The 24,413-nt window shown below is 64.8% G+C and carries 21 protein-coding genes; 11 read left to right on the top strand and 10 right to left on the bottom strand.

Features of this window, described 5'->3' with window-relative positions; translation table 11 throughout:
• Nucleotides 1–3 precede the first annotated feature (3 nt).
• From FNV92_RS10260 to FNV92_RS10275, 4 genes are read left to right on the top strand one after another with little or no spacing between them, the layout of a single operon-like run.
• Nucleotides 4–879 carry a branched-chain amino acid ABC transporter permease gene (locus FNV92_RS10260; RefSeq protein WP_143841082.1) on the top strand — a complete coding sequence of 292 codons (876 nt, stop codon included), beginning with the start codon at nucleotides 4–6 and terminating at the stop codon, nucleotides 877–879.
• Nucleotides 876–1,874: a branched-chain amino acid ABC transporter permease gene (locus FNV92_RS10265; RefSeq protein ID WP_143841081.1), complete on the top strand. Its 999-nt coding sequence runs from the start codon at nucleotides 876–878 to the stop codon at nucleotides 1,872–1,874. The genes FNV92_RS10260 and FNV92_RS10265 overlap by 4 nt, the downstream gene beginning before the upstream one ends.
• Nucleotides 1,871–2,626 (top strand): ABC transporter ATP-binding protein, encoded by a 756-nt coding sequence (locus tag FNV92_RS10270; RefSeq protein WP_143841080.1) that lies wholly within the window; start codon nucleotides 1,871–1,873, stop codon nucleotides 2,624–2,626. The genes FNV92_RS10265 and FNV92_RS10270 overlap by 4 nt, the downstream gene beginning before the upstream one ends.
• Nucleotides 2,619–3,338, top strand: a complete 720-nt coding sequence (locus tag FNV92_RS10275; protein WP_015684600.1) for an ABC transporter ATP-binding protein — start codon at nucleotides 2,619–2,621, stop codon at nucleotides 3,336–3,338. The genes FNV92_RS10270 and FNV92_RS10275 overlap by 8 nt, the downstream gene beginning before the upstream one ends.
• Before the next feature lie 6 nt (nucleotides 3,339–3,344).
• On the opposite strand, the gene FNV92_RS10280 is transcribed toward FNV92_RS10275, so the two are convergent.
• Entirely contained in the window at nucleotides 3,345–5,354 is a 2,010-nt protein-coding gene (locus FNV92_RS10280; RefSeq protein ID WP_143841079.1) for a putative bifunctional diguanylate cyclase/phosphodiesterase, read from the bottom strand.
• A gap of 339 nt (nucleotides 5,355–5,693) precedes the next feature.
• Nucleotides 5,694–6,578, bottom strand: coding sequence for a BJP family subclass B3 metallo-beta-lactamase (gene blaBJP / locus FNV92_RS10285; protein WP_143841078.1), 885 nt, complete (start codon nucleotides 6,576–6,578; stop codon nucleotides 5,694–5,696).
• Between the two features lie 264 nt (nucleotides 6,579–6,842).
• Between blaBJP and FNV92_RS10290 the strand changes: the two genes are divergently transcribed.
• Nucleotides 6,843–8,159 carry an alpha/beta hydrolase gene (locus FNV92_RS10290; protein WP_143841077.1) on the top strand — a complete coding sequence of 439 codons (1,317 nt, stop codon included), beginning with the start codon at nucleotides 6,843–6,845 and terminating at the stop codon, nucleotides 8,157–8,159.
• Nucleotides 8,160–8,179: 20 nt separating this feature from the next.
• Here the strand turns inward: FNV92_RS10290 and FNV92_RS10295 are convergent, their stop codons facing one another.
• Both FNV92_RS10295 and FNV92_RS10300 read right to left on the bottom strand, forming a co-directional pair.
• Nucleotides 8,180–8,449, bottom strand: a complete 270-nt coding sequence (locus FNV92_RS10295) for a TonB-dependent receptor plug domain-containing protein (RefSeq protein WP_015684604.1) — start codon at nucleotides 8,447–8,449, stop codon at nucleotides 8,180–8,182.
• Nucleotides 8,450–8,510: 61 nt separating this feature from the next.
• Nucleotides 8,511–9,638, bottom strand: coding sequence for a hypothetical protein (locus FNV92_RS10300; RefSeq protein WP_143841076.1), 1,128 nt, complete (start codon nucleotides 9,636–9,638; stop codon nucleotides 8,511–8,513).
• Between the two features lie 199 nt (nucleotides 9,639–9,837).
• Between FNV92_RS10300 and FNV92_RS10305 the strand changes: the two genes are divergently transcribed.
• Complete coding sequence (locus tag FNV92_RS10305; protein WP_168213272.1) at nucleotides 9,838–10,647, top strand: ABC transporter substrate-binding protein; 810 nt, start codon at nucleotides 9,838–9,840, stop codon at nucleotides 10,645–10,647.
• On the opposite strand, the gene FNV92_RS10310 is transcribed toward FNV92_RS10305, so the two are convergent.
• The 4 genes from FNV92_RS10310 to hisC all read right to left on the bottom strand — a co-directional run bounded on the left by FNV92_RS10310 (nucleotide 10,621) and on the right by hisC (nucleotide 15,296).
• Nucleotides 10,621–11,319: an ABC transporter permease gene (locus tag FNV92_RS10310; protein ID WP_143841074.1), complete on the bottom strand. Its 699-nt coding sequence runs from the start codon at nucleotides 11,317–11,319 to the stop codon at nucleotides 10,621–10,623. The genes FNV92_RS10305 and FNV92_RS10310 overlap by 27 nt on opposite strands.
• Before the next feature lie 189 nt (nucleotides 11,320–11,508).
• Nucleotides 11,509–12,819, bottom strand: a complete 1,311-nt coding sequence (locus FNV92_RS10315; RefSeq protein ID WP_143841073.1) for an Nramp family divalent metal transporter — start codon at nucleotides 12,817–12,819, stop codon at nucleotides 11,509–11,511.
• An 86-nt stretch (nucleotides 12,820–12,905) separates the two neighbouring features.
• Nucleotides 12,906–13,985, bottom strand: a complete 1,080-nt coding sequence (locus FNV92_RS10320) for an NAD(P)/FAD-dependent oxidoreductase (RefSeq protein ID WP_416377757.1) — start codon at nucleotides 13,983–13,985, stop codon at nucleotides 12,906–12,908.
• A gap of 258 nt (nucleotides 13,986–14,243) precedes the next feature.
• Nucleotides 14,244–15,296 carry a histidinol-phosphate transaminase gene (hisC, locus tag FNV92_RS10325; RefSeq protein ID WP_143841072.1) on the bottom strand — a complete coding sequence of 351 codons (1,053 nt, stop codon included), beginning with the start codon at nucleotides 15,294–15,296 and terminating at the stop codon, nucleotides 14,244–14,246.
• Between the two features lie 227 nt (nucleotides 15,297–15,523).
• Here hisC and FNV92_RS10330 point away from each other — a divergent pair, with 227 nt between their 5' ends.
• From FNV92_RS10330 to FNV92_RS10350, 5 genes are all read left to right on the top strand, one after another.
• The gene (locus tag FNV92_RS10330) at nucleotides 15,524–17,002 is read left to right on the top strand and encodes an FAD-binding oxidoreductase (protein WP_143841071.1); all 1,479 of its coding nucleotides are present in this window, start codon (nucleotides 15,524–15,526) and stop codon (nucleotides 17,000–17,002) included.
• A 273-nt stretch (nucleotides 17,003–17,275) separates the two neighbouring features.
• Nucleotides 17,276–18,127, top strand: a complete 852-nt coding sequence (locus FNV92_RS10335; RefSeq protein WP_143841070.1) for a 3-hydroxybutyryl-CoA dehydrogenase — start codon at nucleotides 17,276–17,278, stop codon at nucleotides 18,125–18,127.
• 137 nt (nucleotides 18,128–18,264) lie between these two features.
• Nucleotides 18,265–18,729, top strand: coding sequence for a group III truncated hemoglobin (locus FNV92_RS10340; RefSeq protein WP_143841069.1), 465 nt, complete (start codon nucleotides 18,265–18,267; stop codon nucleotides 18,727–18,729).
• Nucleotides 18,730–18,989: 260 nt separating this feature from the next.
• A complete protein-coding gene (locus tag FNV92_RS10345) occupies nucleotides 18,990–19,643 on the top strand; it encodes a QcrA and Rieske domain-containing protein (protein WP_143841068.1) in 654 nt (217 codons plus the stop codon).
• Between the two features lie 130 nt (nucleotides 19,644–19,773).
• Nucleotides 19,774–21,522 (top strand): methanol/ethanol family PQQ-dependent dehydrogenase, encoded by a 1,749-nt coding sequence (locus FNV92_RS10350; protein ID WP_015684616.1) that lies wholly within the window; start codon nucleotides 19,774–19,776, stop codon nucleotides 21,520–21,522.
• A 261-nt stretch (nucleotides 21,523–21,783) separates the two neighbouring features.
• Here the strand turns inward: FNV92_RS10350 and FNV92_RS10355 are convergent, their stop codons facing one another.
• Together FNV92_RS10355 and FNV92_RS10360 are read right to left on the bottom strand one after the other, a co-directional pair.
• Nucleotides 21,784–22,044, bottom strand: coding sequence for a hypothetical protein (locus tag FNV92_RS10355; protein ID WP_015684619.1), 261 nt, complete (start codon nucleotides 22,042–22,044; stop codon nucleotides 21,784–21,786).
• Nucleotides 22,045–22,100: 56 nt separating this feature from the next.
• Nucleotides 22,101–24,413 carry a xanthine dehydrogenase family protein molybdopterin-binding subunit gene (locus tag FNV92_RS10360; protein WP_143841067.1) on the bottom strand — a complete coding sequence of 771 codons (2,313 nt, stop codon included), beginning with the start codon at nucleotides 24,411–24,413 and terminating at the stop codon, nucleotides 22,101–22,103.

A 24,413-nucleotide genomic window follows, 5' to 3' on the forward strand; every position in this document is an offset into this window, starting at 1 on the left:
ACCATGGACCTGTCGCTGATCATCATGCAGCTTCTCTCCGGGATCGCGCTTGGCGCGGTCCTGGTGATCACTGCGCTTGGACTGACGATCGTGTTCGGCATGCTGGGGGTGGTCAATTTCGCCCATGGCGCGCTGTTCATGATCGGGGCCTATGCGGGGCTGTATCTGGCATCGCTCACCGGAAGCTTCTGGTGGGGGTTGCTGCTCGCGCCCATCTTGATCGGCGCCTTCGGCATGCTGATCGAATTCGTCCTGATCCGCAGGCTCTATGGACGCTCGATCGACGATCCGTTGCTGCTCACCTTCGGCCTCAGCTACATCCTGGTCGAGGGCGTGCGCATCGTGTTCGGCAGCGACGGTATTCCGTTTCCGACGCCGCCGCAGCTGGTCGGCGTGCTTGATCTCGGCATCGGCTTCTTCCCGCGCTACCGGTTGTTCGTCATCGCGCTGGTCGCCGTGGTGTTGCTGGCGCTCTGGCTCACGCTGGAGAAGACCCGCGTCGGCCTGATCGTGCGCGCCGGCGCTCGCGATCCCACCATCATGCAGGTGCTCGGTGTCGATATCGGACGGGTCTGGCTTGCGATCTTCGGGCTGGGGGTCGGGTTGGCCGCGCTGGGCGGCGTGCTCGCGGGGCCCATGCGCAGCGTCAATCCGGAGATGGGCTCGCTGGTGCTGGCGGAGGCTTTCGTGGTGACCGTGATCGGCGGCCTCGGCTCGATCGTCGGCGCGGTCGTGGCCGGCCTGATGGTCGGCATTTCCATCAGCCTGGTCGCGCTGTTCGCCCCTGAAATGGCGACCATCGTGATGTTCGCGCTGATGGCGGTGGTGCTGCTGATCCGTCCGGAGGGCCTGTTCGGCGTGAGAGGGAGGACCGCGTGACGTCACCATCGAGCGGCGAAGCGGTCGCCAAACCGGGGTCCAGCGGGCTCACCTGGCTCCTCGAGCAGCGCGTGCTGCTGTCGATTGCGGTGCTGGCCGTGCTGCCCTGGCTACTGCCGTCGCAGGCGCTCGCCGTCAACGTCCTGATCTACGGTGTCGTGGTGATGGGCTACAATCTGCTGTTCGGCTACACCGGGCTGCTGTCGTTCGGCCAGGCGGCGTTCTTCGGCGCGGGCGCCTACTTCACCGGCATTGCAATCGGCCGCTACGGCATGCCCTGGTTTGCCGCGGTACCGATCGCCGTCCTTCTCAGCACCTGCCTCGCCGCCGCGATCGGCATGGTCTCGACTCGCACCCGGGGCATCTATTTCTCCATGGTGACGCTGGCGCTGGCGCAGCTGGTCTATTACGTCGCGCTGCAGGCCTCCTCCTTCACCGGCGGCGAGAACGGCCTGCGCGGATTCACGGTCGACCGCATCAGTCTCTTCGGCTTTCAGGTCAACTTCCTCGACCCCGTCAACAAATATTACGTGCTGATGGCCTTCGCGGCGCTGGCGATGTGGTTCCAGTCCCGCATCCTGAATTCGCCGTTCGGCGCCGTGATCGAGGCGATCCGCGAGAACGAGCAGCGGGCGCGGGCCTGCGGCTATGACGTCGAACGCAGCAAGCTGATCGTGTTCATGCTGTCGGGCGCGATCTCTTCGCTCGGCGGCTGCATGCTGGCGCTGCATCTGTCGATCGTGCCGCTGGACCTCCTGCACTACCAGACCTCCGGCATGATCGTGATGATGGTGCTGCTCGGCGGCGCGCGTAGCTTCTTCGGGCCCTTCGTTGGGGCGGCGAGCTTCCTGATCCTCGAGGACGTCATCTCGCTCTGGACGCCGCATTGGCAGATCTTCGTCGGCGCGATCTTCGTCCTGTTCGTGCTGTTCCTGCCCAAGGGCATCTGGGGCACGATGCTCGACGCCCTGGGCATCGGAAAGGCGCGGCCATGAACGGCGAACTGCTTCGCGTCGAGGGGATCGGCAAGCGCTTTGGCGGATTCACAGCGCTCGAGGGCATCACGGTGTCCTTTGCCGCGGGGCAGCTCACTTCGATCATCGGGCCGAACGGCGCCGGCAAGAGCACGTTCTTCAACATCCTCTCCGGCGCGTTGACCCCAACATCGGGCAAGCTGCACTTCAGGGGACACGAGCTGAGCGGCTTGCCGCAGCACCGTTTCGTGCATCAGGGCATCTCACGGTCCTATCAGATCACCAACATCTTCCCGGACCTGTCCGTGCACGAGAACGTCCGCGTCGCGGCGCAGGCGCTGACCGTGAGCTACGACATCTGGCGCAACCGCGCCCGGCTGACCGAGCTGAATGCGCGCGCCGATGCTGCGCTCGACGCCGTCGGGCTGCTCTCCAGGCGCGGCGAACTTGCAAAGTTCCTGTCGCACGGCCAGCAGCGTGCGCTGGAGATCGCGATCGCGCTGGTCTCCGAGCCCGAGCTACTGTTGCTGGACGAGCCGACCGCGGGCATGGGGCCTGAAGAGACCAAGGACATGGTCGCGTTGCTCGAACGTCTGGCCGAGAAGCGCACCGTCCTCCTCGTCGAGCACAAGATGAAGATGGTGCTGGGCCTGTCCAAGCGCGTCGTGGTGCTGCACCACGGCCGGCTGCTGGCCGACGGCGCGCCCGACGAGATCAGGAGCAACCCGGAAGTCCGCCGGGTCTACCTCGGACAGAGTGAAGGCTATGGCTGAGACCGCGCTGCTCGAAATCAATGATCTCCACGCCTGGTACGGCGCGAGTCACATCCTCCACGGCATCTCCCTGCACGTGAATCCGGGCGAAGTGGTCGCTCTCGTCGGCCGCAACGGCGCCGGCAAGACCACGACCCTGCGGGCCATGATGGGTCTGATGCCGAAGACCACGGGTCGCGTGCGCTTTGCTGGCAGGGAGCTGCTGTCGCTCCGCGCCCATCAGCGTTTTCATCTCGGTCTGGCATACGTGCCGGAGGAGCGCCGCATCGTTCCCGGACTCTCCGTGCGCGAGAACCTTCGTCTCGGCCTCGTCGCGGCCGGAAGCGATATCGAGGAGCGCGCCGCGATCGACGAGATTGCCGAGACCTTCCCACGCCTCAGGGAGCGCCTTGATCAGGACGGCGTCACGCTGTCGGGAGGCGAGCAGCAGATGCTGGCGATCGCCCGCGCGTTGATCGCCAAGCCAAGAATGATCCTGCTCGACGAGCCCTCGGAAGGCATCATGCCTGTCCTGGTCGAGGAGATGGGCGTGCTGTTCCGCCGCCTGCGCGACGAAGGCAAGACGCTGCTGCTGGTCGAGCAGAACGTCGAATGGGCGCTGCGGCTCGCCGACCGTGCCGTGATCATCGATCAGGGCGAAGTGGTGCATGAGAGCAGCGCCGCCGCGCTGCTGGCCGACAAGGACATCCAGGAGCGCTACTGCGCGGTGTGAGGGGTCTCAAGCCACGACCTTGGCACCGGCGTGGTCGAGCCGCTGCCGTTCGTTCGCGAGATAGTCGCCAATCGCGTCGCCCGGCATGGGCCTTGCGAAATAATAGCCCTGGATGAAGTCGCATCCGAGCCGGCGCAGGCTGTCGAGCTGGGCGCGGGTCTCGACGCCCTCGACGACGCAGGCAATCTCCATGTCGTCGCACAGGCCCGCGAGGGACTTGATGATCTTGTGGCTCACCGGATTTTCGTTGATGTCCGCGACGAAGCTGCGGTCGACCTTGATCTTGTCGAGCGGCAGCCGGTGCACGTGGCTCAGCGAGGAATAGCCAGTCCCGAAATCGTCCAGCGAAATGCCGCAGCCCATGGCCTTCAGTGTCGCGATCGATTGCTGCGCACGCGCGAAATCGAAGGTCACGGCGGTCTCGGTGATCTCGAAATCGATCCGGCGGGGCGGCACGCCGCTTTTCTCGATGATGGAGATCAGCGGCAGGATGCCCTCGGCCGCGCAGACGTCGTGGGCGGAGAGATTGAACGACAGTCGGATCTCGTCGGGCCAGGTCCTGGCAGTCGCCAGCGCGCGCCCGAGCAGCGCCTGCGTCAGTGGTCGGATCAGGCCAATGCGCTCGGCGGCCGGAATGAAGTCGGCCGGCGAGACCAGGCCGAGGCGGGGGCTGCGCCAGCGTGCCAGGACTTCGAAGCCGGCGGTATGCTCGCTCATGGCGTCCACGATCGGTTGAAACACGAGGTCCATCTCGGTGTTGAAATCAGCGGTCCGCAGCAAAGTCTCGATTACGCCGCGGCTGCGGATCTCGGCTTCGAGCTCGCTCGAGAAGATCACGGTGCGGCCGCGCAGATGGCGCTTGGCGTGATAGAGCGAATAGTCGGCGCACTCGTACAGCGCCTCTGCCGTCGTTGCCGATTGAGGAAACAGCGCGAAGCCGATCGAGCAGGACAGGCCGGTATGGGCAGTATCGAGCTGGTAAGGGAGCTTGACATGGTCGCCGATGCGTTCGCCGAGCCGCGTCAGGTCCGAATCATCGGGGTCGCCGCACACGACGAGACCGAACTCGTCGCCGCCGAGCCGGGCGAACTCTACCCGCTGCGGACCAAAGCCCTCGCAGACCTCGCGGATACGACAGCCCGCCTCGATCAGGACGCGGTCGCCGACCGAGTGCCCGTAATTGTCATTGATGGGCTTGAAGCCGTCGAGGTCGATGATCCCGACCGCGACGCGAACCTTTCTGCGCTCGGCGTCAGCGAAGGCGCTCGATAGCTCGGCGAAGAAACGGCGGCGGTTCGGCAGCTCGGTGAGCGAATCCAGATTGGCGAGGCGGAAATTCTCGTCCGAGAGCGCCTGTGTCGCGGCCTGCTGCGCCAGCAGCGACTTGCGGCTGGCGACGAGGTCGGCGAAGTCGCGATAGTAGATGAACAGCACCGTCACCATCGCGCCGGACACGAGGAGGTTGTTGACCGCGATCGCCTTCAGCGTCGGCTCCCCCGTCGCCCAGAAGAACAGCACATAGGGCACGTCGACGACCAGGGTGACGATCAGCGCCGCCGAGCGCAGATGCATCAGCGAGAAGATGCAGCCGATCACGGTCACCGCCATGTAGAAGGCGACCTGGCTCTTGGCGAAGGGATCGCCATAAGGGTAGAGCGCGAACGACCATGCGGTGAAGCCGGCGCCGATCGGTAGCGTCATCCAGTTGGTGGAGCGCAGGTTGCGCAGGATGTCGGCATCGCTGCGCACGAGGTGGCGCTGGCGCAGCCACCAGAAGGTTCGAAGCGCGGCGAGCACGGTCAGCACGGAGGGGACGATGATCGTCAGCCAGTCCGGCGCCACGTTCACATAGGTGTAGGCGACCGCGATCGTGTTGCTCATGAGGATGAAGTAGAGCAGCGGGATCTGCTTGGAGAAGGCGTTGAACTGCGCGCGCGTCAGGTCCGGGTTGTCGGCGGGAACGCGAAACAGACGCACCGCGGCGGCAATGTGAGACTTCAAATCGACGACAGGCATTGCAATACGAGCCCCGGATCCCTTCAAAACATCGGCGATCTTGCCTGGCGGGAGTAAAGGTCGCGTTAGGCGGGCTTCGCGGGAGGAGCCTGCACAGGTTGCACGCTACCGCGGATTTTCCGGCCGCGTGCATTGGTGAGGCCATGTTAAGGATATCCGGCGGCCGAGGCGTACCGTCTCGGGCACCAGTTGCCGATAATCACCGTAGCTACGACGTGCTAACCATGCACGTGACGGAGCGGTGCAGCGTATTGCCGCGCGGCCAGGCTGACGGCCGTCGCGCCTATCGCCTCCCGTTCAGGGAGAGGCGACAGGCGGCCTTGCAGCAGAGAGAGTAAACTATTTCTTCTCTAGCGCCGCTGTCTGCTTGGCGAGCTGCTTGTCGAAGTCCTCCGACAGGCTGGTCGCGTAGGTCGCGAGCTCGCCGGGCTTGACGAACGGGTTCGGTGCGCCGTCCTTCATTGCCGCGCGCTTGGCCTGCATGCCGTAGACCTCGGGATGCGGTCCAAGCAGGACGTCGATCTTCATCGCCTTCACCTTGGCATAGGTCGCGCGGTAGTCGTCGACGATGCCGGCATGGGTTGGCTGGCCGACCAGCCGGTTCAGCGCCACCGTGCCGCTGCAAAAGAACAGCACCTGGCGGTCCTGGCCGCCGTCCTTGACGGTCATCTCCCAGCTCGTGCAGCCCGGCGAGTGGCCGGGAGTGGCGTGCGCCGTCAGCGTGGTGTCGCCAAGCGTGACCTTGTCGCCTTCCTTCACGGTGCGATCGACCTTGACCGCGGGGAAGGCGAGATCCTCGTTCTTCTCGTCGCCGGGATAGTAGCCGCCTTCGAGCAGCGGCTTGTCGCGCTCGCCGGCGATGAGCTGCGCGCCGGTCTCCTTCTTGACCTCGGCGAAGCCGCCGGTGTGATCGAAATGCGCGTGCGTATTGAGGATGATCTTGATGTCGGCCACCTTCAGGCCGAGCTTCGTGATGTTGTCCTTGATCATGCCGGTCGACTGTGGAAGCGCCGTGTCCATCAGGATCAGGCCTTGCGAGGTCTTGATGACGTAGACGGCGATGCCGTCGGTGCCGACATAATAGATGTTGTCGATCAGCTGGAACGGCTCGAACGGCGTAGTCCATTTCTTGGTGACCGCCGCAATGAAATCCTTGACCGTCTGCGCCTGCGCGCCGGTTGCGAAAAATGCCAGCGCACACAGCGCGGCCGTGAGCTTCTTCATAGGTTGCCTCCCGGAGTGTTCTTGTCATTCTGACCGGACGGCTTTCGCGCGGCGGCCGGTGCGCAAGCTACGTGGTGGACGGTGCGGCAGCAACGGCCTCGTGCCATCAAATTTTCACGGCATGCGCGGAATAGCGGTCGCCGCCCGGTTTGAGCATGGCGGCCATCGTTGCAGCGCGGCCCTCGTCGTTTGACCGCGTGCGGGCATCCCGTCATACTTTGCGGCAAGACGGGCCAGAAAGACTCGTCGGTACCGGGAGCTGAAATGACCGATTCATGGACCGTCCTCGCGGGGACGCTGATTTGCCTCGTTTCCTGCGGTTCGATAGCCCTGGCCCAGCCGGCCTGCGTCACCCAGAACATGGCCGTGCCGCCCGGCGCCAACACCACCGACAGGGCGGCGCCGTTCTTCATCGACACGACAGGGCTTGATTTCAAGACCTCGCCGCCGACGCGCGATCCTCTCAGCGCCAACTATCCGCGTGCGACCGAGTTGCCAGACGGAACGCTGCCGCCACCGGGAGCCGAAGGCAATTTCATCATCGGCCCGACCCACAACCCAGCGCCGGAGACGATCGCGAAGGAGGGCGTGCCGCGCGGCACGACGAAGTCGTTCACGCTCTCGTCGAAACAGAGCACGATCTACAATCCAGGCCTGATCCGTGACGACGTTGCCGGCTGCACCAATTCCTCGATCATGACCACCGTGACCGCGCCGGACGACAAGTCGCACATGATCGTCACCACAAGCCACCCCGGAATCTGGTCGCGTACGATCGACGTCTACGTGCCTGCGCAATATGTGCGCGGGACCGAAGCGCCGTTCATCGTGATCGGCGACGGCGGCTCCAACGCCTACAAGGACCTCGCCACCACGCTCGATAATCTCATCGCGCAGCGCCGTGTGCCGCCGATGATCGCGATCCAGATCGGCAATGGCGGGCAGGACGCGCAGGGCAGCCAGCGCGGCCGCGAATATGACGCGGTGTCAGGCGCCTACGCGCAGTTCGTCGAGCGCGAGGTGCTGCCGCTTGTCGAGGCGAATGCCGACGTCAAGCTGACCAAGGATCCCGACGGGCGAGCGACCATGGGGCTGAGCTCGAGCGGCGTGGCCGCCTTCACCATGGCGTGGTTCTATCCTGATCTCTATCGCCGCGTGCTGGCCTTCTCGCCAACGATGGTCAACCAGCAATGGCCGCATGATCCGTCGCTGCGCGGCGGCGCCTGGGAATATCACAGCGCGTGGACGGGGCCGGCCGGACCCAATCTCATCTCGAAGGCCGGCGTGCTGACGCCGGCCGAGCCGCCCGGTGTGCCGCTGATCGCCGCTGCGCCGGTGAAACCGATCCGCTTCTGGTTCTTCGGCGGCGACCAGGACCTGTTCTATCCGAATCCCACCATTCCCGACGGCATGCACGACTGGACCTTGTCGAACGCGCTGACGGCGAAGGTGCTGGCGGAGAGGGGCTACCACTACCAGTTCCTGTTCGTGCGCAACGCCAAGCACGTTGACCGGCCGACCATCGCGCAAACACTGCCGTCGGCACTGGAGTGGGTCTGGAAGGGCTATCCGATTCCCTGACAACAAGCGGCGCTGGACGCCTAACGCCCGATCGTCACGCCGGCGGTCGAGCGCATGGCATCCCGCAGACTTCTCGCGTTCATGTCGTCGAGCACCTGCCGCGTCAGGACGGTGGTCTGGCCGGGCGTGTCGAGGATCGTCTCGCCGCGCGAGGAGGAAAGCCGGTCGGCTTTGTAGGGCGCAGCCGGATCGGTCACATAGGTGTGGTGCCGCTTGCCGGAGGCGGCAAAGGCTCCCTGCGAGACGCAGAGGGCGGCGATCGCGATCAATGGCAACACTTTTGCGGGCATGCGATCTCCCATGGTCAGGATATCAGCTAGCACATGGTGGTGTCGCCGCAGGAAAACAATGTCAGGCGAGAACGGCCTGGCGTTCCCGCACCGGTTCGCGGACCCGGTCGGTCTTTTCGGGCTCGGCGAGCCGCGTGAAACTCCGCTGGCCCGCATACGCAGGGGCCTCGACGATGATGCCCTCGCAGACGATCTGCCCGCCCAGCACCCTGAATTCCAGCTTGTCGTAGCGCGGCATGGTTTCGCCGGGCGCAGGCGGCAGCAGTTCGACGCGCCCCTGGATGTTCAGTGTGGCATCGCCGGTGCCGTGAAGCCGCGGATTCCACATCCTGATCCCGGTCTCCGCCCAGCGCTGCCGGATCAGCGTGGCGCGATCGACGGGGTCCGCGATCCTGGCGCGCGCCTTCGGCGCGCTGGAGATCTTCGGGGCTGGGGGCACGAGGACCGGTTCCGGCGCGACAGGCGTGATGGCGCTCGGAGGGGCCTCCGCGGTCAGTGCGGTAACCGGCGCGGGAGGGTTGATGGAGATCGGCTCGATCTCGGCCGCGACGCTTGTGGAGGGATCGGCCTCGATGCTGTCCTCAGCGATAGCCGGCGTCGAGACTTCGCCAACGGTGGTAGCAACACAGGCGTCCGCTACGACGATCGGTTCAACATCCACGACGACTCCCGAGCAGGGTTCATCGTTGACGATGGGAGCAGGAGCATCAACCGCAGCGATCGCGACGTCGACCGACGAGATTGATACCTCATCTGCGGCGACGGGCTCGACCTCGATCGGGGCTTCGAACGATGGTTGGCTGCTGATGACGGGCTCAGCAGCATCGAACGGCTCGCTCTCGGTCTCGGCAGGCGGTGCCGGTGCCTCTTCGTCGGCGGCAGGTTCACCGTTCGCCGGCAGTTCCACGGCCGGATCATCGTTGGCGAGCTCGGGAGCATCAACGGGCTCGCGCTCGACCGTCGAGACCGAAACCTCCTCGACGGCCACCGTCTCGCCGTCGCACTGCAACGGCTCGGCGACGATGCTGTCGAGAGCCGGCGTTGCTTCTGCGATGTCGGCAGCGGTGGAATCGGTTGCGGCACTCGAGGCGACGTCGATGCTGCCGCTGTGCGGCAAAGGCCGAAGCCGGGTGAACGCCCATTTCACCGCGGGAATGCGGCGCAGCAACGATATCAGTCTCGAAAGCACAGGGAGTTATCCAAGAGGTACTCGGCGTGAGGCAATCGCTGATTCGTCAGCAATGCGAAAAACTGCCCCGGCCGTCACATCGCTGTCAATGTGGATGGGACCAATTGCAGAACATCTGCACAGCGTTCGCGACGCGGGCGAACTAATATGCTTCATTCAGGATGCATCAGTGCGAGCGGAGCCGAGGGGAGGACGATCCATGAGAAAAATAGCGGCCATTGGAGCGGTTCTGCTCTGGTCCACCATCGCGTTCGCGCAGGACCGCACCATCACCGTGGCGTCGACGACGTCGACGGAGCAGTCGGGACTGTTCGGCTATCTGCTGCCGCTGTTCTCGAAGGCCGAGGGCATCGAGGTCAAGGTCGTCGCCGTCGGCACCGGGCAGGCGCTCGACATCGGGCGGCGCGGCGATGCCGACGTGGTGTTCGTCCATGACAGGCCGGCGGAAGACAAATTCATGTCCGAGGGGCAGGGCGTGAAGCGTTTCGACGTCATGTACAACGACTTCGTTATCGTCGGGCCGAAGAGCGATCCCGCGAAGATCGCAGGCCACAAGGACGTCGCGGAGGCGCTGCGCAGGATTGCGCAGGTGAAGGCGCCATTCATCTCGCGCGGCGACAAGTCCGGAACACATGCGGCGGAGCTGCGATTGTGGAAGGAGGCGGGTGTCGACATCGCAGCCGGCAAAGATAGCTGGTATCGCGAGATCGGGCAGGGCATGGGCCCCGCGCTGAACATGGCTTCGTCGTCGAACGCCTATCTTCTGTCGGATCGCGGCACCTGGCTGTCGTTCAAAAATCGCGGCGAACTCGCCATCCTGACCGAGGGCGACAAGCGGCTGTTCAACCAGTACGGCGTCATGCTGGTGAACCCCGCCAAGCATTCAAACGTGAAGGCGAAGGAGGGGCAGGCCTTCATCGACTGGCTGGTCTCGCCGAAGGGGCAGGACGCGATCGCGGGCTACAAGGTCGGCGGCGAGCAGCTATTTTTCCCCAACGCGTCCCACTAGCAGGAAGGCCACGGTCGACACGGCGACGCTGAGCGCCAGCAGGATCAGGCCGAGCCCGAGCGCCAGCGGCAGGTCGCCCTTGCTGGTTTCCAGCGCGATCGCGGTCGTCATCGTGCGCGTGAAGCCGCGGATGTTGCCGCCGACGATCATGATGGCGCCGACCTCGGCGATCGCGCGCCCGAACGCCGCGAGAAAGGCCGTCAGCAGCGAGGTCCGGCCGAGGGCGAACAGCAGCGCGATGCTGCGCAAGGCGGAGAGCCCGTCGATCCGCGCGAGGTCGCCATACTCCGCCCATAGCAGGCTCGCCGGCCGGTGTACCAGCGCCACCACGATCGGCGTCGCCAGCAGAGTTTGCGCGATCATCATGGCCGCCGGTGTGAACAACAGGCCGGCCGCCCCGAGCGGGCCGGACCGCGACAGCACGAGATAGAGCGCGAGCCCGACCACGACAGGGGGAAGGCCGAGCAGGGCGTTGGTCAGCACGATGATGACCTGCTGCCCGCGGAAACGGTTGATCGCAAGCAAGGCCCCGATCGGCGCGCCGATCAGCAGCGCAACGATGCTGGCCGTCAGGCTGACGCGCACCGACAATGCGACGATGCCCAGCAGCTCGGAATCGGCGTCGCCGATCAGCCGGAAGGCTGCGGCAATGGATCGGGCGAAGTCGTTCATCCGGCCCGACGCTTGGGCGTCGGACGGCAGGCCTCCGGGAGGTCGTTATCGAGGCTGCGAAGTCGCTTCACGGATCATCCCTTGCGAGTCTTGCCGACAGTCACAGAATACCCGGCAGGAGCGATTTGGGAACTCGATTCATCCGGAAGACGACAAGAATGGGGACGGCGACAGCGGCGAGCTGAAATTCTAGGATGCGCCCATGAACATGGTGGCGACCATGCCGACGATGCAGAAGGCCATCGCGATCGTCGCAGCCCAGCCGAGCCAGTACAGCGGGCCGGTGACCACGAGATCGCCCATCACCTTCGGTCGCCGCACCAGCAGCATCAGGATCACCATGACCGGTGCCGCCAGCACGCCGTTGACGACCGCGCTCCAGTACAGCGCCTTGATGGGGTCGATCGGCGTAAAATTCAAACCGATGCCGCAAAGGCCGGAGAGGCCGAGTACCGTGTAGAAGGCGATGGCCTCCTTGGGTTTGCGGGACAGCCCGACCTTCCAGCGGCGGCCTTCGCCGATGGCGTAGGCGGTCGAGCCGGCGAGCACGGGAATTGCCAGCAGGCCCGTCCCGATGATGCCGAGCGCGAAGATGAGCTCTGCAAAGGGCCCGGCGATCGGCTTCAGCGCTTCCGCGGCCTGGGCTGAGCTCTGGATGTCGGTCTTGCCTTGTGCGTGCAAAGTCGCGGCCGTGGTGATGATGATCGAGAGTGCGATGAGATTCGAGAATGCCATCCCGATCAGCGTGTCGAGCCGGATGCGGCGGAATTCCGCCTCCGCTGTCGAGGTGTCTTTCTTCAGCGGGGTCTTGTTGTCGTCGATCCGTTGCTCCTCGGCCTCTTGCGAAGACTGCCAGATAAAGAGGTAGGGCGAGATCGTCGTACCGAGGATGGCGACGAGCGTGGTGAGGAATTCGGCGTTCCAGCTGACGTGCGGAATGAGTACGCCCTTCAATGCCTCGGTCCAGGGGACCTTCACGACGGCAAGGGCAATGACATAGGCGAACAGGCTGAGCGTCAGCCATTTCAGCACTGCGACGTAGCGGTTGTAGTCGAAGAAGATCTGGGCGAGCACCGAGACGGCGCCGAAGGTCACGACATAGAGGATGCCCGGACCGCCGATCAGCACCTTGAGGGCGTCCGCCATCGCGCCGAGATCGGCCGCGATGTTGATCGTGTTGGCGGCGAACAGCAGAACCACGAGGCCCCAGACATAGGCAGGACCGAAATTGCGGCAGACATTGCCGGCGATGCCATGACCCGTTACCCGCCCGATCCGCGCCGAGATCTCCTGGATCGCCGTCATCAGCGGATAGGTCAGCAGCATCGTCCAGCCGATGCCGAAGCCGAGTTGTGCGCCGGCCTGGCTATAGGTGCCAATCCCCGAGGGATCGTCGTCCGAGGCTCCGGTGATCAACCCCGGCCCGAGCGTGGAAAAGAAATTCCGCAGGCGGAAGGTGGCGCGCTTCTGCACCTTTGGTTCGAGCGTCGCCGTGTCCATCGCGGTTCCTCAGATGCAGCCTTGCCTTATAAGCGGGCAGGGGCATCAGGAGTTCCAGCTGCGGAACGCTTTGATCGATCGAAGCCTTACGCGGTACGATCGATGGCAAAATCGTCAAGCAACGGAGAGTTGCCTCCGGAGCAGAAGGTCGCGAGCAGTTCGGCCGCAAGATAGCTGAATGTGATGCCGTTGCCGCCATAGCCGTAGGCGGCGAAGATATTCTTCTGTCCGGGGACCGGGCCGATCAACGGCAAGCCGTCCTGCGTCGTGTCGAACGCCCCCGACCAGCAATAGTCGATTCTGTCGGAGGACCGCGGCCACAGCGCCCGAAGCTGTTGCCTCAGGCGTTCGCGCTTGGCGGGCGTGAGCGCCTCGCGCGCCTGCGGTTCGATCGCGGAATCATCATCCTCGCCGCCGAAGATGATCCGGCCGTCGGCTGTGCTGCGGGCATAATGATAGTCGTGGCTCGCCTCCCAGATCAGCACGTCTTCCGGCCAGAGGTTCTGGGGCTGAGGCTGTGTGGCGATCGCCCAACTGGAGGTGGGGCGCTGGATGGTCGGACGCACGATGCTGGGCATGACGTAACCTGTACACAGCACCACGCGGTTGGCCTCGATCTCGTAGCCGCCATGGAGCCCGACGATGACCTTGGCACCGGCGCTTTCGAAAGCCGTCGCGTCGGCTTGCCGGATCGAAGCCCCGCGTCCGATGGAAACTTTCAGAAGCTCATGAGTGAGCTCAACCGGATCGGCATCAGCAACAAGCGGTGACAGGATCGCACCGGCGCGCGCAATCTCGAACCGGCGGAGCAGGGACGCATGGTCGAGAAACACGCCGGGCAAGTTGGCGCGCGCTCGCAGGTCGGACTCTTCTCTCAGGGATTTGCCGCTGTCATCGACCGCAAGGTAGAGCGACAGCCGATCCCTGATATGGCATGGGATGCGATAGTGGCGCGTCAACGCCAGCAAGCCCTGGACGGCCCGGAGGCTAGCGTTGTAGCAGCGCGCCGCGCGTTCGAAACCGTAAGCCTGTGTGAGCTCGGACAGTGAACGATCGATTTCCCACAGCAGCATCGCGGTGCTCGCGCCCGTGCTGCCATGTCCCGGCGTTTCCCGGTCGATGATGACGACTTCATGCCCGCGGCGCGTGAAGCTTTCGGCGACCATGGCGCCGGTGATCCCCGCGCCCACGACCAGGACATCACATGCGAAGCTCCCTGCCACGGGACGAATTTCGGGGCCGCCGCTGGTAAGCCATGGCGTCGTCGAACTTCTGAGGTCGCCATGGTCGATGTCTTGGTCATCGGAAAAGATCGCGAAACTCCGTCGAATTGGCGCCGGGGCCACGAGGCGCCTGGTCACCAGTTCCAACGTCCTTGAAATGCGCAAAGTTCCCGCGGCGGCGCGGCTTCTAAAGTCTTCGGATCAGATCAATCCGCGCAACACCTCGACCAGCCGCCCGCACTCCTCCTCCGTTCCGACCGTGACGCGCAGGAAGTCGTCGATGCGCGGTTTTCGGAAATGCCGGACCAGAACGCCGCGCTCGCGCAGCGCCGCGGCGAGATCGGCTCCGCTCCGGCTCCGATGGCGCGCGAAGACGAAGTTCGCGAGCGACGGCAGCACCTCGAAGCCGAGCTGTTCGAGATCGCGAGCCAGGATTTCGCGGCTCGCGATGATGCGGGCGCGGGTCTTCTGGAACCACGCGTCGTCCTCGATGGCAGCGACGGCGCCGGCGATGGCGAGGCAATCGACGGGATAGGAGTTGAAGCTGTCCTTCACCCGCTCCAGCGCCTCGATCAGTGGCCGCTGGCCGATCGCAAAGCCAACCCGCAGGCCGGCGAGCGAGCGCGACTTCGAGAAGGTCTGGATGACGAGCAGATTGTCGTGGTGCGCGACGAGCGGCACGGCGCTCTCAGCGCCGAAATCGACATAGGCTTCGTCCACCACCACCAGCCGATCCGGGTTTTCGGCGAGCAGGGATGCGATCGCCTCGCGCGGAAGGGCGACCCCGGTGGGCGCGTTCGGATTGCAGAGAAGGATGGCGCTCGAGGGACGCCGGTAGTCGCCGAGCGCGATCCTCATCGCGGCATCGAGCGGCACTTCCTCATGCACGATGCCATAGAGCCGGCAATAGACGGGATAGAAGCTGTAAGTGACGTCGGGAAACAGCAGCGGCCTGTCGTGCTTCAGAAGGGCCTGGAAGGTGTGCGCCAGAACCTCGTCCGAGCCGTTGCCAACGAACACCTGCTCGGGCGCGACGTCGCAGCCGGCCGCAATCGCCTCGCGCAGGCGTGTGGCGTGCGGATCGGGATAGAGGCGCAGCCGTTCCGCGGCCGAGGCGATCGCCGCCAGCACGTGCGGCGAGGGCGGATAGGGGTTCTCGTTGGTATTGAGCTTGACGATGCCGTCCTGCTTCGGCTGCTCGCCGGGGACGTAGGGCGACAGCGTATGGACGACCGGACTCCAGAAGCGGTTCATGATCTCCAATCCAGGTTGATGGCGGCACAGTAGGGCACGCCGGGCGGCGGCGGAAGTGCGCTTCCCGACGGGCCGTCGCGGCAGGTCTGCACAAGCGTCGCAGCGGGGGACGTTCCCGCACGCGTGACCTTCATGCTAGGCTCATCGCGCAAACGTCCAGGACTTAAAACAACAACGAAGGCCGGCGCGCCTCAGGCCGCGCAGAAGAGCCGCAAAGAGAGGAATACATGCCGGGTGCAGCCCTTCCCATCGCTCCCTCGATTCCGACCGCGCCCGTGACGCCAGCCATCGTCGATCGCTTGCGGGCCATCGTGGGCGACAAGGGCCTGATCCTGGACGAGCAGGACAAGCAGCCTTTCGTGACCGATTGGCGCGGCGAGTTGGCGGGGCAGGCCGCGGCGGTCGTGCGACCGGCGAGCACCGCGGAGGTCTCCGCTGTCGTCAGGCTCTGCCACGACAACGGCATTGCAATCGTGCCGCAGGGTGGCAACACCGGCTTGATGGGCGGCGCCACGCCGTGGCCCACGCACTGCGGCATCGTGCTGTCGCTCGGTCGCATGAACCAGGTGCTGAGTGTCGATCCCGTCGGCTATGCCATGACGGTGGAAGCAGGCTGCATCCTCCAGACGCTTCAGGACGCCGCCGCGCGCCATGATCGCTTCCTTCCGCTCAGCCTCGGCGCCCAGGGCTCGTGCATGATCGGCGGCAATCTGTCCACCAATGCCGGCGGGGTGCAGGTGCTGCGCTATGGCAATGCGCGAAATCTGGTGCTGGGTCTCGAGGTCGTGCTTGCCAATGGCGAGGTCTGGAACGGCCTGCGCGCACTCAAGAAGGACAACACTGGCTACGATCTCAAGCACCTGTTCATGGGCGCCGAGGGCACGCTCGGTATCATCACCAGGGCGGTGCTGAAGCTCTGGCCCGCGCCGAAAGACGTCTGCACGGCATGGCTCGCGATCCGTGATCCCAGCGCCGCGATCGAGCTCCTGTCGGAGGCGCACGCGGCGTCCGACGACAATGTCGGCTCCTGCGAGCTGATGAGCCGCGCCTGCACCGACATGGTGCTGCGCCACATTCCCGGCACCCAGGACCCCCTCAAGGCGGAGACCGAGTGGTATCTGCTTCTGGAATGGTCGTCGGCTCGGCCGCGCGAGGACGGCGGCGCGGGCATGTCGGAGCTGATGGAGCAGTTTCTGGCCGACCAGCTTGAAGCCGGCCGGGTGCTGGATGCGGTGATCGCGCAAACCGAGGCGCAGTCGCGCAACATGTGGCGCATTCGCGAGAGCGTGGCCGAGGCATCGCGTGCCGAGGGGCCGGGCTTGAGCTACGACGTGTCGGTCGCGGTCTCCCGGATTCCCGAGTTCATCGACAAGGGCCTCAAGGCGGCGCTCGACATCCTGCCGACGATCCGTCCCTATCCGCTCGGCCATATCGGGGACGGCAATGTCCACTTCTCCTTCATGGGTCCGAAGCGCATGGATCGCGTCGCCCTCGGCCAGTATTCCGCGGCGATCACCCGGGCCGTCAACGACCTCATCACCTCCATGGACGGCTCGATCTCGGCGGAGCACGGCATCGGCATCGAGAAGCTCGACGAGCTCTCGCACTATCGTTCCAGGACCGAGCTCGACATCATGCGGACGATCAAGCGGGCGCTCGATCCCAAGAACATCATGAATCCGGGCAAGGTGCTTCGCCTCGGATGACGCGGGGAGGGCCGCAAGCCGCCCCGGCGGATTGAGCCGGGAGCTCCCCACAGCCTTGGGGCTTCATTGGGGGCGCATGCGGCACATCGCTCGGGCCAAACAGGCTGCGAGGCCCTCAAATCGTGCCGTTTGCGGCTTTATTCCAGCCTCGGATGCTTTAAGGAAAGGAGCAGGATCAGGTCGCACCAGCCCGGTGGCGGTGCTAGATCCTGATGCAGGAAAATGGCGCCTGGCCGGCTGGCACGGGCCGCAGGATGAGAAGGATTTGAGGCAATGATCCAGACGGTTGGCATCATCGGGGCAGGGACCATGGGGAACGGCATCGCGCAGATCTGCGCGGCGGCCGGTCTTTCGGTCGTGATGGTCGACATTTCCGATGCGGCGGTGAACCGCGGCCTCGCCACCGTCGGCGGCAGCCTTGAGCGGCTGGTCAAGAAGGAGAAGATGTCGGCGGCCGACCGCGACGCCACGCTCAAGCGCATCACCGGCACCACCGACCGGGCGAAGCTTGCCAGTTGTGATCTCGTCATCGAGGCCGCGACCGAGAACGAGGAGCTCAAGGTCAAGATCCTGAAGGACCTCTGCGCCACTCTGTCGCCGCGCACGCTGCTCGCGACCAATACCTCGTCGATCTCGATTACCAAGCTCGCAGCCGCAACTGATCGTCCCGACCGCTTCATCGGCATGCACTTCTTCAACCCGGTGCCGGTAATGGCGCTGCTCGAGCTGATCCGCGGCTTGCAGACCTCCGACGATACCCATGCCAAGGCGCTCGATTTCGCCCAGCGCGTCGGCAAGGTGGCGATCACCGCGAAGAACAGTCCGGGCTTTGCCGTCAACCGCATCCTCTGCCCGATGATCAACGAGGCGATCTTCGCGCTGCAGGAAGGCATCGCGACCGCCGAGGAGATCGACGCCGGCATGAAGCTCGGCTGCAACCATCCGATCGGGCCGCTGGCACTCGCCGATCTGGTCGGCCTCGACACCATGCTGTCGGTGATGGAGGTCTTTTACAAAGGCTTCAACGACCCCAAATACCGCCCGGCCCCCTTGCTCAGGGAAATGGTCGATGCCGGCCATCTCGGCCGCAAGACCGGGCAGGGCTTTTACACTTACGGCGCCTGATCGATGCGCCAGCGGCGGGCGTTCAGCGTCCGCCGCCTGATTCCCGCATTTGCGCTGCGACAAAGACGCCGCTCGCAATTGGCCTGACAATGTCGAACGGGCGGCTGGCGGGACCAACGGAACGGAAAACGAAGGATATGTCGGATCGACTGAAGGCCGAGCGCGAAGCTGCGGTCGCACGGCGGAACCTGCTGACCCAGGATGCGATCGAGCGCACCGGGATTACCGAAGAGATGATCGGGGAACTCGTCACCCGCTTCTACGGACGCGTGCGCGAGGATGCGCTGCTGGGACCGGTGTTCGCGATCGTGCAGAACTGGGACGAGCATCTCGCCAAGCTCCGGGATTTCTGGTCGTCGGTCGTCCTGATGAGCGGCCGCTATCATGGCTCGCCGATGCGGGCGCATATGCCGCTGAGCCTCATCGGCGATCATTTCGACAGCTGGCTCGATCTGTTCGAACAGACCGCGCGCGAGGTTTGCCCGCCCCCGGCAGCCGCGCTGTTCATCGACAAGGCGCGGCGCATCGCCGACAGTTTTGAGATGGCATCGGCGACGATTGCCGGCCGTATCGCCGCGCCGCGTCACGTGCTGAGGTCCTGACGACGAGCCTGCCTGCGAAGTGTGCAATGTATCGCTTCGAAGTTGCATTGCGTGATCGGCAGCGCGCCGCACCAATTCCGACATCGTCGATCTGGTCTGCAAAATCATCATGCCGCTCGCGCGGTACGACGTAGAATTTGCGAAAACGCGTTTGAATGCGTTCACTCGCGTTCAATCAACGCGAGCAAAGCCATATTGATGCACTGCGGCGCCAATTCTCCGCCTTCATTTCGGCAGAGTTCCAGCGCCTGCTAGCGGGCATGTCGCGCGCATCATTCAGCATCACCTCCTCATCCTCCGAGAGCACCGCGGAGCCTGACATCGACGCAAGTGCGGAGCAGACGCGGCGAACGCTGCTGCTTGGGGCGCTCGCGACCACCGTGTGCCTCGGTTGTTCCGTGCAGGCTCGCGCGGGCGAGGATCCGCCCGGCTCCGACGAGCGTCCGAAGAAGGGCGACCAGCTGGTCTTCTCCGAAGGTGAGCAGGAAGGAAGGCTGATCACCTCCGCTGACATCCCGAGGGGCGGACCGCCGGTGCATGCCTGGCCGAAGGATCCGAGCACATCGGTGGTACGCAACGCCTCTCGCCTCAACGAGATCCTGATCATCCGTCTCGATCCCGCCGAGCTCGACGAGCAAACCCGTGCGCGGGCCGTCGACGGCATCCTCGCCTATTCGGCGATCTGTTCGCATGCCGGCTGTCCTGTCACCGCTTGGGTCAAGAGCGACGTCGGCGACAAGGAGGTGTTCAAGTGCATGTGCCACAACTCCGAATACGATCCCCGTGCGAGCGCGCAGGTCGTGTTCGGGCCGGCGCCGCGGCGGCTCGCCGCCCTGCCGATTGCGCTCGCCGACGGCTCGCTCAGCGTCGCCGGTAACTTCGTCGGAAAGGTGGGAGGCGTGCAGCCAGGATGACGGACGGTGCGGGACATGCCCGCGTCACGAGAGGCCGCATCCGCCGAGGGGCGGACGACGGGACGAACGATACGAATTCAAAATAACAATTCAAAACAAGAATTCAAACGGATGAAAAAGGGGAACGTCCATGAAAACGTCCAAGCAAACGTCGGTCACCAGGAAGCAATGGTACCTGTCCGGCTTCGTCGCCTTCACCTGTCTCGTTTCGACCGCCGCGTTCGCCGGCCCGATCGAGAATTATTCTCCGGTGACCCAGCAGCGCCTGGAAAATCCGGAACCCAGCAACTGGATGCTCTATCGGCGCACGTATGACGGGCAGGGCTACAGCCCGCTCGACCAGATCAACACGTCGAACGTGAAGAATCTCACCCCGGTCTGGACGTTTGCCACCGGCGTGGTCGAGGGCCACGAGGCACCGCCGCTCGTCAACAACGGCGTGATGTTCGTGACGACCCCGATGGGACAGGTGATCGCGATCGACGCCAGGACCGGCGACGAATATTGGCGCTACAAGCGGCAGCTCCCCGACGATCTGTTCCAGTTGCATCCAACCAATCGTGGCGTTGGCCTGTGGGAGGACAAGCTCTATCTCGCCACCACCGACGACCACGTTGTCGCGCTCGACGCCAAGACCGGCAAAGTCCTGTGGGACACCAAGGTGCAGGACTACAGGAAGGGTCAGTATATGACCCTGATGCCGCTGATTATCGAGGGCAAGGTCATCGTCGGTGGCTCCGGTGGTGAGCTCGGCGTGCGCGGCTACGTCGCCGCGTTCGACGCCAAGGACGGCAAGGAGCTGTGGCGCACCTTCACCATTCCCGGCGAGGGCGAGCCCGGTCACGACACCTGGCAGGGCGACGATTGGAAGACCGGCGGCGGTTCTGCCTGGATGACCGGCAATTACGACAAGGATACCAAGACGATCTATTGGGGCGTCGGTAACGCCGCGCCGTGGCCGGGCGAGACGCATCCGGGCGATAATCTTTACACCTCGTCGGTGCTCGCGCTTGATCCGAACAACGGCAAGATCAAAACCTATCACCAGTACCACCAGAACGATTCCTGGGACTGGGACGAGGTCGATGCACCCATGCTGATCGACCTGCAACGCGATGGCCGCACCATCAAGAGCCTGATCCATCCCGGCCGCGATGCGATCTTCTGGGTGCTGGAGCGCACCCCGACCAAGATCAATTACGTCGCCGGATGGCCGTTCGTCGCGACCGACGTCTGGAAGGGCATCGACGAGACCGGCAAGCCGATCGTCGATCCCGCGCACAAGCCGGTCATCGGCAAGCGGGTCGAGTTCTGCCCGTCGCTGTGGGGCGGCAAGGATTGGCCGTCGGCGGCCTATAGCCAGAAGACCGGCCTCGTCTACGTGCCTGCCAACGAGAATTTCTGCGGCGGCTTCACGGGCGAGAAGGTTCCGCTCAAGGCGGGCGAGCTCTGGCTCGGCACCAAGCCGGAAGACATCGGCCTGAAGACCAAGCCGGGGGCGGATCATTTCGGCGAGCTCCAGGCCTGGGATCCCGCCACGGGGAAGAAGGTGTGGCAGCACAACTTCCCGAAATCCCAGTTGTTCGGTTCGGTGACGGCGACGGCGGGCGACCTCGTCTTCGTCGGCGGCACCAACGATCGCAACTTCCGCGCCTTCAACGCCAAGACCGGCGAGCTGTTGTGGGAGCAGAAGACCAACTCCGGCATCATGGGCATGCCGGTGTCCTATGAGATCGACGGCACCCAGTATATCGCGATCCAGTCGGGCTGGGGCGTCGACGCGCAGCGCATCCAGGATGCACTCGTGACCAATAACATTGGCATCGAGGCGAACGTGCCGCAAGGCGGCGTCGTCTGGGTGTTCGCGCTGAAGAAATAAGCTCCGCAGGCGGATCGAAAGAAGCGGAGCCTCTGGGGGCAAATGCGGCGGACGGCAACGTCCGCCGCATTTTGCTGTCTTCCTTCTCCCCTTGCGGGAGAAGGAGAAGGTGGCGCGCGCCGGATGAGGGGTCCTATCCGCGTACACACATTGCGACGAGCGCTCGCGGAGACAAACCCCTTACCCAAGCGAGTTTGTCGCCACCAGCGTCGCTGCCCTCTCCCGCAAGGGGCGAGGGCACGATGGGCAGACGCGAAACTACTACTTCCCCTGGCGATCCACCTTGTCCTTTTCCTTCTGGTTCATCTCCTGAATCTTGGGGTCGGTGCTGCTCTGCCCGGTGGTCTGGGTGGTCGAGGCGGGCGGAGCGGTTGCGTTGGGCAGCGAGTTCTGCTCCGGCGCGGTGGGACGCGTGGCCGTGGTCGGCGGGGTCGTGCTGCTCTGCGCGAACGCGCCTGTGGTCGTCATGAAAAAGGCGCCCGACAGCAAAGAGACTGCGAGCGCCCTTGAGATGTTGGTCATCGATCTGCTCCTGTCAGATCGATGGAAACGGCGCGGAGCCGCCTTATGTTCCCGCGCTAAGCCTCCAATTGCTTGCCGAGCGGAAGATTGCGGATACGTTTGCCCGTCGCGGCGAAGATCGCATTCATCAGTGCGGGTGCGAAGGGCGGCACGCCGGGCTCGCCGACGCCGCTCGGCGGCGTGTCGGGTCCGGGTGGCACGATGTAGACGTTGGTCACCCCAGGAGATTCGTCCATCCTGACGACCTGGAAGTCGTCAAAGTTCTTCTGTTCCACCTTGCCGTCCTTGAAGGTGACCGCTCCGTATTTGGCCAGGCTCAACCCCATGATCGCCGCGCCCTCGATTTGCGAAGCGATGCGCTCGGGGTTGACATAGGTGCCGCAGTCGATCGCGGTGTCGACCCGCGGCACACTCAGCTTGCCCTTGTCGTCGACGGAGACCTCGACAATGGTCGCGATGTAGCTGACGAAGCTGCGGTGCACGGCAATGCCAAGGCCGTGGCCCTTGGGCACCTGACGGCCCCATTCGCCCTTCTCGGCGACCAGCTCGACCACCTTGCGCAGGCGCGCGGTATCGATCGGGTAGCTGTCGGTGGGCTCGCCGTAGTTCCACATGTCCTTGACGGCGGGCTTGACGATGCGCGGGCTGCCGATCAGCGCGAGCAGCGTCTCCTTCTGGTCGCGGCCGGTCGCAGCCGCGATCTCGCCGACCATCGACTGCACCGCGAAGGCGCGCGGGATGTTCGAGACGGAGCGGAACCAGCCGATTCGGGTGAACGCCGCAGCTTCCGGGTTCTCGCAGGAGATGTTGGCGATCTCGAACGGCATGTCGACGAGGCCCATGCCGAGCTCGAACGGCGCCGCGTGCTTGGCGCCCGCTGCGAACGTCGACGCGATGGTGGGCGCCACGCTGCGGTGACGCCAGGCGATCACCTTGCCGCTCTTGTCGAGCCCCGCCTCGATCCGTTCGACCGAGACGGTGTGCAGGAAGTCGTGGTGGAGGTCGTCCTCACGCGTCCACTGCACCTTCACGGGCGCTCCGAGTTCCTTCGATAGCAGTGCGGCTTCGAGCGCGAAGTCGCATTTCGACTTGCGGCCGAAGCCACCGCCGAGCAGCGTCACGTTGACGGTGACATTGCCCTCGGGAATACCGAGCGTCTTGGCGACGTCTTCGCGCGTGCCGCCGGGGCTCTGCACCGGCGCCCAGATCTCCGCCTTGTCGCCCTTGACGTCGGCGACCGCCACCGGCGGCTCCATGCTGACATGGGCGAGGTGTGGCAGGTAGTATTCACCGACGACGACCTTGTCGGCGCTCTTCAGCGCAGCGTCCGCGTCGCCCTCGGCACGCACGACGAGGCCGGGCTTGCGCGAGGCCTCCTCGAGCTCCTTGCGATAGGCGACCGAGTCGTATTTGCCGTTGGCGCCGTCGTCCCAGACCAGCTTCAGTGCGTCGCGGCCCTTGATCGCCGCGCCGGTGTTGCGTGCGATCACGGCGACGCCGCCGAGCGGCTGGAATTTCGACGGCCACGGCCAGCCTTGAACTTTCATCACCTTCTCGACGCCGGGCACCTTCAGCGCCGCGTCGGGATCGAACGAGACCAGCTTGCCGCCGGTCACCGGCGGGCGGGCGATCACTGCGTATTTCATGCCTGCCAGCCGCACGTCGGCGCCGTAGCGCGCCTTGCCGGTGGTGATGTCGTGGAGATCGACGATGCCGACCTGGCCCTTGCCGAGATAGCGGAAATCCTTGGGGTCCTTCAGCTTGAGGCCTTCGATAGCCGGCACCGATTCCTTGGCGGCATCGGCAGCCAACTCGCCGAAGCCGAGCTTGCGCCCGCTCGCGCTGTGGACGACCTCGTGATTGACGGCCTTCACCTCGGTCGCCGGCACGTTCCAGCGCTTGGCCGCGGCCTGCTCCAGCATGGTGCGGGCCGAGGCGCCGATCTGGCGCATCGGGATCAGATAATGCCGCGTGCTGCGCGAGCCGTCGGTGTCCTGATTGCCGAACTTGACCTCGTCGCCATGGGCCTGCTGCACCTTGACCTTCGACCAGTCGGCTTCCATCTCCTCGGCCACGATCAGCGGCAGGCTGGTGCGCACGCCGGTGCCCATCTCCGCGCGGTGCGCGAGGATGGTGACGGTGCCGTCGGGCGCAACCGCGACGAACACGCGCGGATCGACCACGACGCCATGCGGCATCTTGCCGGCGCCGGTCTCATAGGCAAAGGCCTGGCGGGACATCACGGGCGCGGCGAGCACGAAGCCGCCGGTGATGCCGAGTCCCTTCAGGATGTTGCGGCGCGAAACCTTCTCGACGCGGATGTTCTTTTCGAAGCCACGAAGCTTCCTGGGGTTGTCGATGAAATTCAT

Source organism: Bradyrhizobium cosmicum (genome assembly GCF_007290395.2).
Lineage (GTDB): Bacteria > Pseudomonadota > Alphaproteobacteria > Rhizobiales > Xanthobacteraceae > Bradyrhizobium > Bradyrhizobium cosmicum.

Excerpts from the sequence above, each read along its gene's own strand:
- FNV92_RS10260 (WP_143841082.1), top strand. The coding sequence starts at position 4 with ATGGACCTGTCGCTGATCATCATGCAGCTTCTCTCCGGGATCGCGCTT.
- FNV92_RS10270 (WP_143841080.1), top strand. The coding sequence starts at position 1,871 with ATGAACGGCGAACTGCTTCGCGTCGAGGGGATCGGCAAGCGCTTTGGC.
- FNV92_RS10275 (WP_015684600.1), top strand. The coding sequence starts at position 2,619 with ATGGCTGAGACCGCGCTGCTCGAAATCAATGATCTCCACGCCTGGTAC.
- FNV92_RS10280 (WP_143841079.1), bottom strand. The coding sequence starts at position 5,354 with ATGCCTGTCGTCGATTTGAAGTCTCACATTGCCGCCGCGGTGCGTCTG.
- blaBJP (WP_143841078.1), bottom strand. The coding sequence starts at position 6,578 with ATGAAGAAGCTCACGGCCGCGCTGTGTGCGCTGGCATTTTTCGCAACC.
- FNV92_RS10290 (WP_143841077.1), top strand. The coding sequence starts at position 6,843 with ATGACCGATTCATGGACCGTCCTCGCGGGGACGCTGATTTGCCTCGTT.
- FNV92_RS10295 (WP_015684604.1), bottom strand. The coding sequence starts at position 8,449 with ATGCCCGCAAAAGTGTTGCCATTGATCGCGATCGCCGCCCTCTGCGTC.
- FNV92_RS10305 (WP_168213272.1), top strand. The coding sequence starts at position 9,838 with ATGAGAAAAATAGCGGCCATTGGAGCGGTTCTGCTCTGGTCCACCATC.
- FNV92_RS10310 (WP_143841074.1), bottom strand. The coding sequence starts at position 11,319 with ATGAACGACTTCGCCCGATCCATTGCCGCAGCCTTCCGGCTGATCGGC.
- FNV92_RS10315 (WP_143841073.1), bottom strand. The coding sequence starts at position 12,819 with ATGGACACGGCGACGCTCGAACCAAAGGTGCAGAAGCGCGCCACCTTC.
- FNV92_RS10320 (WP_416377757.1), bottom strand. The coding sequence starts at position 13,985 with ATGGTCGCCGAAAGCTTCACGCGCCGCGGGCATGAAGTCGTCATCATC.
- hisC (WP_143841072.1), bottom strand. The coding sequence starts at position 15,296 with ATGAACCGCTTCTGGAGTCCGGTCGTCCATACGCTGTCGCCCTACGTC.
- FNV92_RS10330 (WP_143841071.1), top strand. The coding sequence starts at position 15,524 with ATGCCGGGTGCAGCCCTTCCCATCGCTCCCTCGATTCCGACCGCGCCC.
- FNV92_RS10335 (WP_143841070.1), top strand. The coding sequence starts at position 17,276 with ATGATCCAGACGGTTGGCATCATCGGGGCAGGGACCATGGGGAACGGC.
- FNV92_RS10340 (WP_143841069.1), top strand. The coding sequence starts at position 18,265 with ATGTCGGATCGACTGAAGGCCGAGCGCGAAGCTGCGGTCGCACGGCGG.
- FNV92_RS10345 (WP_143841068.1), top strand. The coding sequence starts at position 18,990 with ATGTCGCGCGCATCATTCAGCATCACCTCCTCATCCTCCGAGAGCACC.
- FNV92_RS10350 (WP_015684616.1), top strand. The coding sequence starts at position 19,774 with ATGAAAACGTCCAAGCAAACGTCGGTCACCAGGAAGCAATGGTACCTG.
- FNV92_RS10355 (WP_015684619.1), bottom strand. The coding sequence starts at position 22,044 with ATGACCAACATCTCAAGGGCGCTCGCAGTCTCTTTGCTGTCGGGCGCC.
- FNV92_RS10360 (WP_143841067.1), bottom strand. The coding sequence starts at position 24,413 with ATGAATTTCATCGACAACCCCAGGAAGCTTCGTGGCTTCGAAAAGAAC.